This is a genomic window from Nocardia sp. NPDC049149 (genome assembly GCF_043197455.1).
GTDB lineage: Bacteria > Actinomycetota > Actinomycetes > Mycobacteriales > Mycobacteriaceae > Nocardia.
Window position 1 is genome coordinate 1 of sequence record NZ_JBICTD010000020.1, and the last position, 14034, is coordinate 14034.

A 14034-nucleotide genomic window follows, 5' to 3' on the forward strand; every position below is an offset into this window, starting at 1 on the left:
CTCTTGAAGGATCACGCGATGGCCACCCTCACGTCCGAGATTCGACCTCATCGGCCGAGCGACAGCTGCTACACCACGCTATTGGACGCAACCCGCCAGAACCTCGATGTTCTTCATGACCGGCCACTTGGTTTCGGCCGTTGCTTGTCGCAGGCTCGAACCCGTTCGACGTCGTCGGCTTTTGTGTTGTCCCAACTCATCGCTTGTGCCTCCTGGTCGCTCGTCGGGCTGTAAGGACCCCCGACGCCGAGGAAGCGCGCACACCGACGGGCGGCTCAATGCGAGTCGGTGTGCCGAACCGGAGAACGCCGTAAACCTGGGCGTCGGGGACTATTCGAGCGTCGCTGACCAGGAGTTTCGATCCCAGCCACGGAACCGCACGCGAGCGATACGCTTGCGACACGGCTCGTTGTTGGCGGGAGCGGGGGCAGAGATGATCAACAACTTGTGGACACGCGTCGAGGTCTTGGCCTTACGTGTTGATGCGCTGCGGCTGACGCAAGAACAGTTCGCCGAAAGGATCGGCTTCAAACCGCCTACGATCCGGAAGTGGGAACGTGCGACGAAGGACCGACCCGTCCGAGGAGAGTCCGCACAGGCGCTGGATACCTGGCTTGCGCGGCTTGACGACGATCAGCGAGCGCGGTTCCGTGCGGCGACGGTTGAGCGCGTCGTAGTCGTGCCCATAACCGCCGATCGCACCGCAGCCCTGGAGAGCGCAAACCCAGATGCCGGAATGCTCGATGCACAAGGAGCCGAGGACGACGTAGTGAAGCGGCGACAATTCGGGGTTCTTCTCACGGCAGCGCTGGTTGACAGCTCTGTCCCCGCGGGAAGTCGTGTCGGACTGGGCGATGCGCGGCGAGTCATCGAAGCCGTTGCGAGGCTGAGGAGCCGGGAGCAGGCGATTGGCGGTGTCACTCTTGTAGAGGAGGCCGTTGGACGCCTTGAACTCGCGAAGAATTGGCTCGATACCTGCACTTTTGACGAGGCGGCCGGTAGAGCGTTCATGAGTGCGGTGGGGAATCTTGCCACGACGACCGGATGGCTTGCCTACGATGCCGACATGCATGGCCTCGCGCGACGTTGCTACGCCGATGCATTCTCACTGGCCAATCAAGCCGGTGACAACGATCTCACCGTGCACGCGTGCCTCAATGCCGCAAGCCAGCTGATCACCCTCAGTCACAGAGGTCAGGGAAACCCGTACCGTGCGCTCAGCCTGGTCACCCGTGCGCGCGATTTAGTCCGCAGTGATCCTCCGGGCCGGGTTCACACACTGATCGCAACGCGAGAAGCCCAGGCATACGCGGTCTTGTGCGACCGAATCGGGTTCAGCCGGGCAGTGTCGAGAGCGTGGCGTGAGTTGGATTTTGCGCTGGAGCACGAGTCGATTGATGAATGCCCGGAGTGGTTACGGTTCGTGAACTCGGCCGAGGTTCGATGCCATGAGGCTCGCGGGTTCGGTGAACTCGGGCAGTTTAGGAAGTCCGCCGATCTGTCGGCCGGACTGGCGCTCGATCAAGCAGGTGTGCGGAACGCAGCGAACTACCGAGCGGGCTGGGCGGCCTCCCTGGCAAATGTTGGCGATGTCAACGGTGCTGTTACACAGGGGCTTTCGGTCGTTGATGACCTCGAGGGCTCGGTGTCATCCACCCGCACTTTGCGACTCCTCGAACCGGTCCGTGTCGCTGTTGACGACCGGCTCGGCGACGAATTCCGGGAACGTTTCGACGAGTTGGTGAGGAAGGCAGCGATATCCGTATGAGCATCGGTCGAGCAGAGGCGTTGCACGGCATCGAGTTTCAGCACTACACCGCCGAGCAGGCGCGCGAGGAGCGAGACGTGATCGAGGCGATCTTTCGAGGGTCGTACGCTCACTCTAGTAGCGCGTTCAATACGCCCGAGGTGTTCATGCGGCGGTTCGACGCCTACACCGATCCGGGTCGTAATGGCGAATTCGAGCTCGTGATGGCCCGATTCGATGGGAAGCCGTGTGGCCAGACATGGGGCTGGCCTTTGCCGCCGGAAGCCGCATGGTGGGGTGGGCTGCGACTGGATGGAGGTGATGCCGCGGCATTCACCACTGAGGATGGTGCACGCACATTCGCACTCAGCGAGATCATGGTGCTCTCCGAGTTCACCGGGCGGGGTATCGCGCGCGCTCTCCACGACGAACTACTCGGGAACAGACTTGAACGCCGCGCGACGTTGCTCGTGCGTCCCGACAACGTTCGCGCCTACGACACCTACCGCAAATGGGGCTGGTATCGCGTTGGAACGCTTCGACCAAGCTGGCCAGACGCTCCGCCGTTCGACGTTCTGATCAACGACCTCGCTTAACGCGACCTCGACTCATTTCACCGACTTGACCGGATTACAGTCCCAAGTCGATGTTTGGTCGCCGGGTGGTCCGGTCATCCTCGACATCGAACCCGAGATTGTCCTCGGGGCCCCAGTCGCCCTGATCCTCTAGGTCGGCTGCATCTACCGCCACCTGAATGTATGCGCCATCGTCGTTCTCGGTGTCGCTACTGCGTGTTTCGCGTACCGGGCCGTCGAGGATTTCCTCGTTGTCGAACAAGGCGGTTCGTGGTTCTGGTGGCGTGAATGTGGCAGTGTCGTGGACTTTCGAGGTCTCAGCTGCGGGGTTGATGGTGTGCTCGTCGGTAGGGCAGGGCTGAGTTCGAGTCGGGACCAGAGTGCGGGTGCGGGCATCTCGTCGGGCAATGGCCGCGTTCAAGCTCTGGTGATGAGGTGGGTTGCGATGTCGGTTCCGGTGCGGTGAGCGGTTGCGATTTTGGTGGCAATGTTGGGCCACCACGGGTCGGTCACGACCCGTGGTGCGATCTGTTGCGCGAGAGGTGCCCACTTATTCGCGGGAAGGCGCGGGTCGCCGAGGACGTCGGCGACGCGAATGTCGAGGGCGAACCGGCGATCAGGACCGCGGTGAACTGGGCGTATGAACCGTGGTTCAGTTCGTACCCCCATGCCTTTTGCGTACGGGAACTGATCGGGTCGGTACCAGCGCGGATGTCGGGCGCTGTTTCGTCCCACTGGCAACCGGCCACGACAACATGGTCGCCGACCTCGACTCGGTGAACTCCATCGCCGACCGCCCAGACGATGCCCGATGCTTCGGAACCGCCGACGTGGAAGTTCTCGCCTGAGCCCTCCCGTCGCCGGGCGGCGATGACGTCGACCGGCCTTCCCAGCGCGGCCCACACGCTGTTGTAGTTGACACCCGCGGCCATGACATAGACAAGCACATCGTCTCGCCCGACGGGTGGGACGTCGACGACTCGGTCTCGAACGCACCATTACCTCGCCCGGCACACCAGAACACGCCACGCAACACGGGCTCCAAGCTCCCCGCACGCACCTCTTCCGACAGTTGCGTCGGCCCTTCTCGTCTGGGAGCCGACCTACCACAGCCACCTACACAGATGTCCGGTTTGCCGAATACCGGAGGTGGCGGCCAAGACGTTGGGATCCGCTCGACGCTCCTGTCGGCGGGCGCTTCAAGCTTGGATTTGGGGTGTCGGGCTGTCAATGTCACAGGCCGCTGATATCGGAGATGCAGGCAAAGACCTGCATGACGAGGGGTTGAAAACGCAGTGATTTGATCCCCTCTTCAATTTATATCGGACCGGGGGGCTTGCCGCAAGGCCAGGGTTGTACCGCAGAATGACGGTTCGCCGGGCGCGGTTCCCGGCGAAACAGCTGAAAGCAACGTCTATCCGAAGGAATCGTCCATGCGGAACCGCGCAGGTTTTACGCATCAGCGCCCGCCACCACGCGACGACTCGCAGTGGCCGAGCATGGCAGGGGCTGGGCACCGACACCGGCTGGAGTGGTCGAAGAGCTACTGATGACGGTGTTCTTCCTACGGACCATAGTTCGCTGCGAGCGCGGACCGCGGTCCAACGATTGCAGCCGGACTACGTCGTGGTTTGCATGCACAAATACTTGACATTGATCGAACTTTCCGTTGACGGCGTTTGTGGATAGCCGTGTGGCGGTGGGCCGTGCCGGGAATATCCGGCGCGGTAATGAAACGAAGGAGGCTCGCGTTATGGGTATCGTGACCGCAAATATGGCCATTTCTCTCGACGGCTTCACTGCTGGTCCTGGGCAAGATGCCGACCATCCGTTCGGTGTCGGAGCGGAAGCTTTGACCGCATGGATGTTCGAAACCGGCGAACCGGGACGAGAACAGGACGGAAAACTGCTGAACGACCTGCATGCTGGAACTGGTGCGCACATTATGGGCCGCAACATGTTCGGTCCCGGCCGAGGCGAATGGGACTTGGACTGGACGGGATGGTGGGGTCCTGAACCGCCTTACCACGCACCGGTATTCGTGCTTACGCATTACCCGCGTGCGTCGGTGACGATGGAAGGCGGTACCACCTTCACCTTCGTCGACGACGGCATCGAGTCCGCGCTCGAACAGGCGCGAGCCGCCGCAGGCGACAAGGATGTCGAGATCGCCGGTGGCGCCGCAGCCGTCCGGCAGTACCTCGCGGCCGGACTACTGGATGAGCTGGTCCTGCACCTGGTGCCCACCGTGCTCGGTGGGGGTGAACGGCTCCTCGATGGCGTCGACGGCGTCGGGTTCGAGCCGGTGGATGTCATTGCCTCCCCCACCGTTACTCACCTGCGCTACCGCGTACGCCCCTGACGCACCAAGACAAGACTGCCGAACACACGAGAACCGCCCGGCGAATGATCACCGGGCGGTTCTCTGTATCACGTCATCGCGGCGACATGCCTGCGCAGCACCGTGGCGTCACCAGACATCGGCACCCAACTCGTCGGCTCAGCCTCCTTCGGCGCCGTCTGCGACAGAGGAGCACTCTCTCCAGCGGTGGGAAGAGACGCCGAGTCGCACCTCTAGTTGCCCAATACCTGTTGGGCCAGAACCTGTTTCGTGGCTAAGGCGACCTCATCGGGCTCGATGCGGGCCGGTCGTCGACTTGCACGGACCCGTGGACCCTCGTTCCGTCAGGCGAGTTCTACGGTTCTCTCGTCCGAGCCAAGTGGCACCGTCGGCAGATGCCGCTACGCCCCAGCGTGAATGTGTGCCGCCCACAGCGTTGGGGTGGCGGTCTTGGCGCGGCGGATGTCACGGATGACGTGGTGGAGTACCTCTGCTGTGGAGGTGGTGTCCAGGTTTCCGTCAGGCGTGGTGATGCGCTGGTAGAGGTTCGCGGCGATGGTTGCGGCGATGTCGTCGTTGACTTCCCAGAGCGTTCCGATGACGTTGGTGTATCCGGCGAGCTGGAACGCGGAGACGAGATTGATGCCTTCGTCGGCGAGCTGGTCGTCGGGACTCTGTGCGGTTTGGCAGGCGGACAGGTATGCGAGGTCGGCGTACTGGGGGTATGTGGTGGCGATGGCACCGACGGTGAGGGCCTCGTCGTGCAGAAGTAGGGCGCTCAGGGCGGGTTCGGTGGGGTGCCGGTAGGCATGGCACGCGAAGTGGACCAGGGTGCAGGCCGGCAGGAAGGTCAGGACGGCGGAGGCGGTTGGCGGCACCTGCCGCGGCAGGTCGGACCCGGAATCCGCTAGGTCCAGTAGTTCGTCGATGCCGTAGGGCATGACGAGATCAGTTTCGGCGGAATCGGTTTCGGGTTCGTGCAGGATCCAGGGCGTATTCAGGTATTGCTTGATCGAGTCGACCTCCTCCGGTACGAAGTGCAGACGCCCGGGGATGCCCGGGGTGGTCGGCATGGAAACGATCAGAGCGCGGGTGTCGTGGCGCGGCACCCGCATACGCTGGCGGGCGTAGGTCAGGGCACGCAATGTCGGGGTGTAGGACGAGATGACCCGATCCAGCACCGCTCGGGCGCCGGGATCCGAATTGTGGTGGCCCGCAGCATGTATCGGGAGATTGCCGAGTAACCCGCCCGGCGCCCACCAGATTCGCGGCCACGGTTGTCCGGGTTCGGGCGGAGCGTGATGACCGAGTGCCTCGAGTACCGGTCCGGCCGCGTGGTGCCACAGCCACTGCAGTATCTGGCTGAAGGTGCGCTGTGCGGCAGCACGGCGCGCGGACGTGCTGGTCGGATCTGCAGCATCGCGCAAAGCTTGATCGAAGGCGGCGACCTGGTCGGCGACGGCGTCGATGGTCAACGTAGGTAAGGAGACGTGGCTGACTGTACCTTTGTTGACAAGCATCGCGTCACTGCGGAATTCACTGATATTGAATACCACCACGGCGCCGGGCAGTTCCAGCGCGGGAATGTCTATATCCGGTGCAGCCTTGGCGAAATGAGTGAAGCCCGGGCGGGAACGGATCTCGTCCAGTAATGCGACGTACCGCTCCCCTAGCGTCCGGCGTTCGCGAACGGCATCGGGAAATGATCTGAGCGTCGGATCGGGAAAATCGCCGAGCATGTACAAGCCACGAGGGCTGCCTTCGCGCATCCAGCGCAGAGTGTGGCGCAAGGCGTCCAACTGTTCTGCGAGGTCGGGATGCTGCGCGGCGAGTTCTCGGGTGTCGCTGCGCATTTCGATGCCCTGGCCGAACAAGATGGCACGGCCTGCTTCGATCAACTCGAGTGCCTGACCGGCCCGAGCTTCGACGGGGCGGCCGGGGTCTTGCAGGGCGAAGGCTGCCGCATCGGCGGCGACCGCGCCGACGTCGTGGAGTTGTCTTTGCTGATCGGCGGCTTCGAGATGGCGTGGCGCCAGGTTGTCGAGTAGATGTACGGCGAATGCGAGCAGTTGCGCCGCCCGGCCCGGATCTTCCCTGGCAAGCAGGACCCCGCTGGCATGAGCAGCCTGAATTCGGAGGGTGAGATCGTGATCAGCCTGCACTGCAACCGATTCCAAGACGGTAAGCGCGCAGTCACGATCATGAGTCGATCCCGAGAGTCGGTGGCGGCTCGCCAGTGCCGAACCGAGATTGAATTCAAGTGCGGCCGTGTCGGATTCGTTGGTGTTGCTGCGCAGCACACGCTCGGCGTAGTCGATTGCCTCATCGAGATCTGCGGGATCGCCGCACAGCTGGAATCGCGCCCGCAGCACAGCACTGAGCGATGTCGCGAGCGACATCGACTCGAAGTCATCTTCTGTGCCGGCTGCGGCGCGGACCAAGCGGATCGACTCGTCGAGATCGCCTTGGTCCCCGGTGCCGTGGAAGCGCTCGAACAGCGCCTCCACCAAGCTTGCCACGCCGCGCGTCCAGGCCACCGGCTCGGCCGATGCCGTGTCCGTCGTGCTGCGCAGCAACTCGATGGAGCGCTCGAGATCGCCCGGATCCCCGATTCGATGGTACCGTTCGAGCAGCAGCGAGCCGAGAAGCCGCACAGCATGCGATCGGCCCGGACTGTCGAGCGGGAATTCGTCCACCGCCTGCTCACATTGCAGGATCGCTCGATCCAAATCGTCCAGTGCCTGGTCACGCTGGAATCTGTCGTGATAAACGGCGGCCAGTTGGAGCAGGCGCCGGGGCCGTTCGGGGTGATCGTCGGGCAGCACCGCGACGAGGGCGCTGTGAATGGTGCGCAGGTCGTCCAAATCGGCTGCTGCCCTGGAGGATTCGTATCTGGTGTGGAGGGCGGCCGCCAGCGCCTCCAGCCGTCCGACACCGTGCGGTTCGGAATCGAGATAGTTGACCGCGGCCCAGCCGGCCTCGATCGCTTCGTCCAGGTCGTCTGTGGCCCCGGTCAGGCGATACCGCTTGGCCAGGGCGATACCGAGATTCGACAGGCTGGTGGTTCGGCGCGGGTTCTCCTCCGCGATGGCAATCGTGGACTCGCGAAACAGCTCGATGGCGTGATCCACGTCCGTCATATCGCCGGAGAGGTCGTATCGACGCAGAATGGCCGCCGCGAGATTCGATGTGTACTCGGCGTGGCTGGGATGCTCGGATGTCACCATCGCCACCGCGTCGGTGCCGGCACAGATCGCTTCGTCGAGGCTGACCGGATCGCCGGTGCGCTCGAACCGAATCCGCAACGCCGTCGTCAATGCACCCGCGCACGCCGCGCGCACCTCACCGCTGTCCGCCAGCCCGGCCGCGCGCCGCAGGACTGTTATCGGCTCATCGAGATCCGCGTGCTCGGGGTCGAATTGGACTCGAGTGGTCAGGACGTTGCCGAGGTTGAGCAGCGTGACAACGTCGGCACTGTCGTCGGCATCCAGTGCCGCGCGCAGGTAGGCTTCGGCGCGGTCCAGGTCATCTCGTTGACCGTAGGACTCGAATCGGACGAAGGCCGCGAGGCCGGCATTGGCGCTGCGCTGGGGCCATCGAACATCCTCACGCGCTGTCGCTTCGACGATCTGGCCCCAGACGATTGCTGCGACCTGGACGGCGAATTCCTCACGCGCCTGCATGGCCTCGGCCAGCACCTGCGAAGCCTGCGGAACCATGGCGTCCGCGATGCGGCCCAGTAGCTCCTCGGGCAGCGGGCCGTATCCGGCCGCCAGGCAGTAGGCATGCATGTGGACGGCCTCCTCGAGCTCCGCGGAGGCCTCGTCCCCGGTACTACCGCGAGCGCGATGCCAGTACACCCACCCCAGCAGCCACCGGGAAGGCAGCTCGGCCGGATCGTTTTCAGCACCCAGAAGGTCAGCGAGTCGCTGCGCCGCCCGGTACACCCGAGCCTCCATGACCGGTGCCGGGTCCTGGACATTCGCTACACGATCGAGCGAATCCTGCAGGATGGCATGAAGTTCGGCGATCTGACTATCTCTGGACCGCATCGGATGCCCCCTGGCAGCTACGTGGCATCAGGATAATTCAGCGCTTCGCGCCACGTCCAGGAACGGCGGACGGTAGCGTTACCACCGTCGAAACTGCATTCTCGCAGAGTATTTCGCGGATTCGTGGCCAACGTAGAACCAGGGGGACTTGGTATGCCGCCATCCTCAGCAACCGCGCGCGTGTGGGCCGGCATGGCATACGTGTGCCGAGCCCTCGATGAAATCCGCAGCACGCTCGGCGACGACGGAACCGACCCCTCCACCCCGCTGCAGCGATTGCTGGCGGCTGTGCACAACGGGGACGAGCCGACCATGGCCGTGTGCCTCGATGAGGTGCACAACGCCCTCCAGGCAGCGGCGGACGCGCTCGGGATCTACGGCAATGTGCGTAACTTCCAAGTCCTCGGAGTGCAAGGCCTCGAGGTCGTGTACCGGTGCCCGATCAAGCGATGCCATGGCCGGACCAGCGCGGAAGTGGACTCCGAACCACCACTGTGCAGCGTCAACGGCCAGGAACTGAACCGAGACCTGCTGCCGTAATGAGCGGACTGTGGAACGAACTCGGAAAAAAGCTGGCCGAGCAATGGTTGTCGTTGCTCGTCCTGCCCGGCGCGCTGTACGTGGCCGTCACCGTGATTGCGGTGACTCTCGGGCACACACACGCACTGGACCTGGGTCTACTCGTCCGGCAGATCACCGCCCAGGCGAAGAACCCTGCCGTCACCAACGCCAGCGGCCAAATTGTGGTGCTGCTGGCGGTACTCGCGGCAGCGGCCGCGGTCGGGCTCGTGGCACAAGGCATAGGCGCATTCGTTGAACGGGCCGTCCTGGCCACCGGATGGCGGGCATGGCCACGACCACTGGCGGCGGTGACCAGCACCTGGGTACATCGGCGCCAAGCGCGATGGGACAAGGCGCACAACCGGTTTCGCCATCAATACCAGGCAGCACTTGCGCCGGACCCGGCCGATCGACCGGACCCGGCGGCCCGGCACCGGGCCGCACACGCACGTTCCAGAATCGCCGTCGAACGGCCTGAGCGGCCGACCTGGAGCGGAGACCGTGTGCACGCGGCCGCCCTCCGGCTCGACCGCGACCATCACCTCGACCTCGCCACCGTATGGCCGTTCACCTGGCTCGTGTTGCCCAGCGAAACACAGGCCGACATCACCCGGACCCGGACCGCGATTACCCGAGCCGCCACTCTGGCTGGGTGGGCTGTGCTATATCTGGCCCTGTCGAGCCGGTGGTGGCCCGCCGCTCCACTCGCCGTCGTCTTGACCTTCACAGCCCGTCATCGCCTGCGCAGCGGTATCGACAGCTATGCAACGCTTTTGGAAGTCACCACCCGCGCTTACGCCACAACATTGGCAGCGCAGCTCGGTATCGGCCACACCGGGCCACTCACCCCGCAACTCGGTGGGACACTCACCCAGCAGCTCCGGCACTCCGGGCCGCCACATCCACCTGAACCCGCGTAGCCTCGGAGACGCTCATCTCGCCCCTGAGCACCGATAGGACGATCCACAGCTTGTCCCTCGACCGGGATCCTCGACCTCGCCGACCGCGACATGGCGCTCCCTTTCCCAGGCATGAGTGGCCGGACCCCGAACCTGCGGATCCTGCGGGTCGGTCCAGTTCTGGCGCGGGCCTGAGCCACGAGCTGGCCCACCAGCTGCGCATCCACCGCTGACGTCTTCGGTTTCCTCGGTCTGGCCATCGCGTCAGTATCGGCCACCTCGACCGCCATCACATCAGAGTCCATGTGCCACTCCTTGATTCGGAGTTACACCGTTGTTCTGGCTCTGTCCGACTTTCGGTAGTGGCCCGTGTCCGGTGGAGTGGGTGCCGGTGGGGTCCAGGCGCCAGTCCAGCACGGCAGCAGGATCGTCGGCTGTGTCGAGTTCGCGCATGTTCTTCGCGGTGTGCAGTGCGGTGATTGGGTCACGCCCGGACAGCGCGATGGTGGCGAGATGATGGCGTAGGACTGGGTAGGCAGGGGAGTCGGTGAGGTCCGCGTGGAGGGTCTCGGTCTCGGCGTCGAATGGCCGCCGTCGATGATCGTCGGGTCAGCCCTGGAATCGGCGGGTGTTGCCATGCTGTGTGCGCTGATAGAACGGTGTGAGATCCCGCGACGGAAGGAACCCGATGGTGCGAATAATTCCCGCGACTGCCGCGCCAGTACGCCGAATCCTGGTTGTCGCGCTGATTGGCGCGGCGATCGCTGCCCCGAGCGCGATGACAGCGACTGCGGAGGCGCCGCTGACCCGGGCTGACGGCTTCTGCATCGATGAGAAGACGCGCGTGCGCAACGGGTTGCGCGTCAGTGACCCCACTTGCATTCATGACCACGGCCGCTTCCACAATCACGAGCGCTTCCATACTCCGCCGACTCTTTCTTGAGCCCGGCTACCCCCGGAAGCGACATTCCCGTTCTCGGTAGCCATTTCGATTCCGCCCTCGCGGCGCGGACGCGACATCGGTCCCGAGAATCGGGGGCTTGGCAAGCGCCACATAGTTGTTATAGTCGCCACGTCGGTTGCTCCTGTACTGAATCAGTCGTGCCTCGCGCGCGTCCTCGGGATGGTCAGCCCACACGCGCCGGAAGGGTCCTGGCGCTGTTCGGTTTTGGAAGGCAGTGCGGTTGACTGTCACTGAGGGCATGAACTTTGCCGGGTATCGCATAGAGCGACGCCTCGGCACGGGTGGCATGGGAACCGTGTTTCTCGCCCAGCATCCGCGCTTACCCCGCAAAGACGCGCTGAAGGTGTTGTCGGACGCGCACACTGGCGATCCGGTGTTCCGCGCGCGATTCTTGCGCGAGGCATCGGTCGCGGCGCGGCTGGCGCATCCGAACCTGGTCGCGGTGCGCGACCGCGGCCAGTACGACGGCCGGTTGTGGATCGCGATGCGGTTTGTCGACGGCGTCGACCTCGCCGAGCTGATCCGGCGCGGACCCGCGGCGCTACCGCTTGACCGGGTCGTCCGGATCATCACCGAGGTCGCCAAGGGATTGGACGCGCTGCACCGCGCGGGCCTGCTGCATCGGGATGTGAAGCCGGCCAACATTCTCGTCGCCGAGCAGGATGGCCGCCCGGATCGGGTGCTGGTCACCGACTTCGGCATCGCCAGGCCCGTCGACGAGCCGACGATGTCGGCAGCGGCCGAGTTCAGCGCGACGCTGGATTACGCCGCACCCGAGCAGATCAGCGGTGGGCAGATAGATCACCGGGCCGACGTGTACGCGCTCGGCTGTGTGCTGCATGAGCTTTTGACGGGATCGGTCCCGTTCGTCCGCGACACCCCGGCGGCACTGCTGTACGCGCACCTGCACGAGCCGCCGCCAGCGCTGGAAAACCCCGGGACACCACCCGGATTCGACGAGGTGATCGCCACCGCGCTCGCCAAGGACCCCGCCGAGCGGTTCGCGAGCTGCGGCGCGTTGGCGGCCGCGGTGCACGCGGCCGCGCAGGCGACGGTGCGGATCGCGGCCATCGCGCCGCCCCGCCCGGCAACCCGGCGCCGACTGCTGACCGGTGCCGCCTTGGCCGCTGTGGTTCTGGTCGCGGTGACGACGGCTGTGCTGGTCGGATTCGGCGGTGGCGATTCCGCGGGGCCCGCATCGAGCGCTACCGTCCTCGGCCCACAGACCAGTGTGGACGCGGTGTCCTGGGGAGCGTATGCCTATGTCGCGCAAGCATTTCCCGAGTTGTTGCCTGCCTCCCAGTTCGGCACCGGTTACCAGGAGATCTTCGCCTGTCGCCCGGTCGATGAACGGTTGAAGGAGGTCGCGGTCGACGTTTTCGCGCCGACCGCCGACATCTTCTGCCAGGGCAATGGCGATCCGGTGGAAACGCTGGATGTGGTGTGCAACGCGGATCGCTCGCCCATCGCCCCGCCGGTCACCTTCGACCGAGCCGAAGGCGACGAGCACTGGACCCGGCCGTCGGGCACCGGAAATCTGCACTGGAGCACCTACCTCAGCCGAGGGGGCAAGGTGCTGGGGCATCTTCGGCTGTACTTCGATGACCCGAGCCGCAATTTCTGCTACATGGTCGTCGTTGGGTCTCCGAGCGGGGCCGAATTGCGGGCTCGATGGTGGGCGGAGGCCCCGCTGTGAGGCTCGCGAACCTGGCTGTGGCGCTCGGTGTGGCGCTGGCCTGCACTGCCGGATGCGCGGTGCCGGGGAACCCGGTTCCCGGACCGGACCCGAGCACTCTCGATGTCGGACCGCACAGCCGCAACCCACTGCTCGCGCCCGCGCACGGCAGCGAATATTACGGCAGGGTGCTCGAATCGGTACGCATAGCGGAGGTCATGCTGACTCCGGTCGACGTGGATCCGGCATTGCGGGTCCCGCTCAGCACCCGAGCCGTTCCGCTACCCACCGCCGCGAAAGCCGCTGCACTGCTGGCCAATCCGGTGCGGCCGGTGCTCGAACGGCATGGCATGCTCGCCGGCTTCAGCGTCGGTGCCTCCGACACACCTGGAAAATTAGCGATCGGGGGCGGCCGACTGCTCCAGGTGTTGGTACTGCGTTTCCCGGATGCTGCGGCAGCACAGCGGGCCGCGCACGAGATCGATGCCGTCGATGCCGCCGTGAGCCCGGACAATGTGGCCGTCTCGATCCCCGAACACCCCACGGCACACGGGCATTGGCGTCCGACGGTGCCGACTGTCGCCGCCACGGTGGCGCGGGACGCGTTTGTCGTCAGCATTCTCGCCGGACATACGTCGCCAGACCTCGGCGCCCTGACCACGCTGGCGCGCAAGGCCTTCGATCTCCAGTTGCCGCTGCTGCGCGACTTCGCGCCGACCCCGCCGGACCGGTTCGCGGAACTGCCTTTGGATCGTGACGGGATGCTGGGCCGAATGGTGCCGGAAGCGCCGGGGCGATGGCCGTTTCCGGTGGTGATCCTCGGTGACTTGGCGGAGAACGCGGGCTGGGGCAGCCTGGTCCAGGCCCGCGGCATCGTGTACGGACCCCGCGGCGCCGAACTCTTCAACGGACCCACCGACGAGTCGCTCGAGCTGCTCAGCATCAACCGTTTCGACCGGCTCCTGCGCTTCGCCGACGCCGCGGGCGCGCGGAAGTACTTCGCCGGTCTGCGGAGCCCCGCAGACCGAGTGAAGGTTCCGGCACCGGCCGGCCTCGTGGACGTCGACTGTTCGGAGAAGCCGACCTCGGAGGTGTCTTTTACCCAGTTCCTCTGTCTGCTCCGGCACGGCCGTTATGTCGCTTTGGTAGCCAGCCGGGACTACCGGGATGTACAGCAACGAACCGCGGCGCAATACGCGCTACTGGTGGACAGCGAGTAG

11 protein-coding genes are annotated in these 14034 nt (G+C 64.9%); 8 read left to right on the plus strand and 3 right to left on the minus strand.

Features of this window, described 5'->3' with window-relative positions; all coding sequences use genetic code 11:
- The 3 genes from ACGFNJ_RS42995 to ACGFNJ_RS43005 form a co-directional block, all read left to right on the plus strand.
- The coding region (locus ACGFNJ_RS42995) for a hypothetical protein (protein ID WP_393462250.1) at nt 1-234 on the plus strand (234 nt) is incomplete at its 5' end.
- Nucleotides 235-433: 199 nt separating this feature from the next.
- Entirely contained in the window at nt 434-1768 is a 1335-nt protein-coding gene (locus ACGFNJ_RS43000; protein WP_393462252.1) for a helix-turn-helix domain-containing protein, read from the plus strand.
- Complete coding sequence (locus ACGFNJ_RS43005) at nt 1765-2343, plus strand: GNAT family N-acetyltransferase (RefSeq protein WP_393462254.1); 579 nt, start codon at nt 1765-1767, stop codon at nt 2341-2343. The genes ACGFNJ_RS43000 and ACGFNJ_RS43005 overlap by 4 nt, the downstream gene beginning before the upstream one ends.
- A gap of 34 nt (nt 2344-2377) precedes the next feature.
- On the opposite strand, the gene ACGFNJ_RS43010 is transcribed toward ACGFNJ_RS43005, so the two are convergent.
- Both ACGFNJ_RS43010 and ACGFNJ_RS43015 read right to left on the minus strand, forming a co-directional pair.
- On the minus strand, nt 2378-2584 hold the full coding sequence (locus ACGFNJ_RS43010) for a hypothetical protein (RefSeq protein ID WP_393462256.1): 207 nt from the start codon (nt 2582-2584) through the stop codon (nt 2378-2380).
- A 247-nt stretch (nt 2585-2831) separates the two neighbouring features.
- Nucleotides 2832-3269 carry an alcohol dehydrogenase catalytic domain-containing protein gene (locus tag ACGFNJ_RS43015; RefSeq protein ID WP_393462258.1) on the minus strand — a complete coding sequence of 146 codons (438 nt, stop codon included), beginning with the start codon at nt 3267-3269 and terminating at the stop codon, nt 2832-2834.
- A gap of 806 nt (nt 3270-4075) precedes the next feature.
- Here ACGFNJ_RS43015 and ACGFNJ_RS43020 point away from each other — a divergent pair.
- Nucleotides 4076-4684: a dihydrofolate reductase family protein gene (locus ACGFNJ_RS43020; RefSeq protein ID WP_393462260.1), complete on the plus strand. Its 609-nt coding sequence runs from the start codon at nt 4076-4078 to the stop codon at nt 4682-4684.
- A 380-nt stretch (nt 4685-5064) separates the two neighbouring features.
- On the opposite strand, the gene ACGFNJ_RS43025 is transcribed toward ACGFNJ_RS43020, so the two are convergent.
- Nucleotides 5065-8715, minus strand: coding sequence for a CHAT domain-containing protein (locus tag ACGFNJ_RS43025; protein WP_393462262.1), 3651 nt, complete (start codon nt 8713-8715; stop codon nt 5065-5067).
- 192 nt (nt 8716-8907) lie between these two features.
- Between ACGFNJ_RS43025 and ACGFNJ_RS43030 the strand changes: the two genes are divergently transcribed.
- From ACGFNJ_RS43030 to ACGFNJ_RS43045, 4 genes are all read left to right on the plus strand, one after another.
- Entirely contained in the window at nt 8908-9255 is a 348-nt protein-coding gene (locus ACGFNJ_RS43030; protein ID WP_393462264.1) for a hypothetical protein, read from the plus strand.
- Entirely contained in the window at nt 9255-10196 is a 942-nt protein-coding gene (locus tag ACGFNJ_RS43035) for a hypothetical protein (protein WP_393462266.1), read from the plus strand. Before ACGFNJ_RS43030 ends, ACGFNJ_RS43035 begins: the two co-directional genes overlap by 1 nt.
- 1163 nt (nt 10197-11359) lie before the next feature.
- A complete protein-coding gene (locus ACGFNJ_RS43040; RefSeq protein ID WP_393462267.1) occupies nt 11360-12835 on the plus strand; it encodes a serine/threonine-protein kinase in 1476 nt (491 codons plus the stop codon).
- Entirely contained in the window at nt 12832-14034 is a 1203-nt protein-coding gene (locus ACGFNJ_RS43045) for a hypothetical protein (RefSeq protein WP_393462269.1), read from the plus strand. The genes ACGFNJ_RS43040 and ACGFNJ_RS43045 overlap by 4 nt, the downstream gene beginning before the upstream one ends.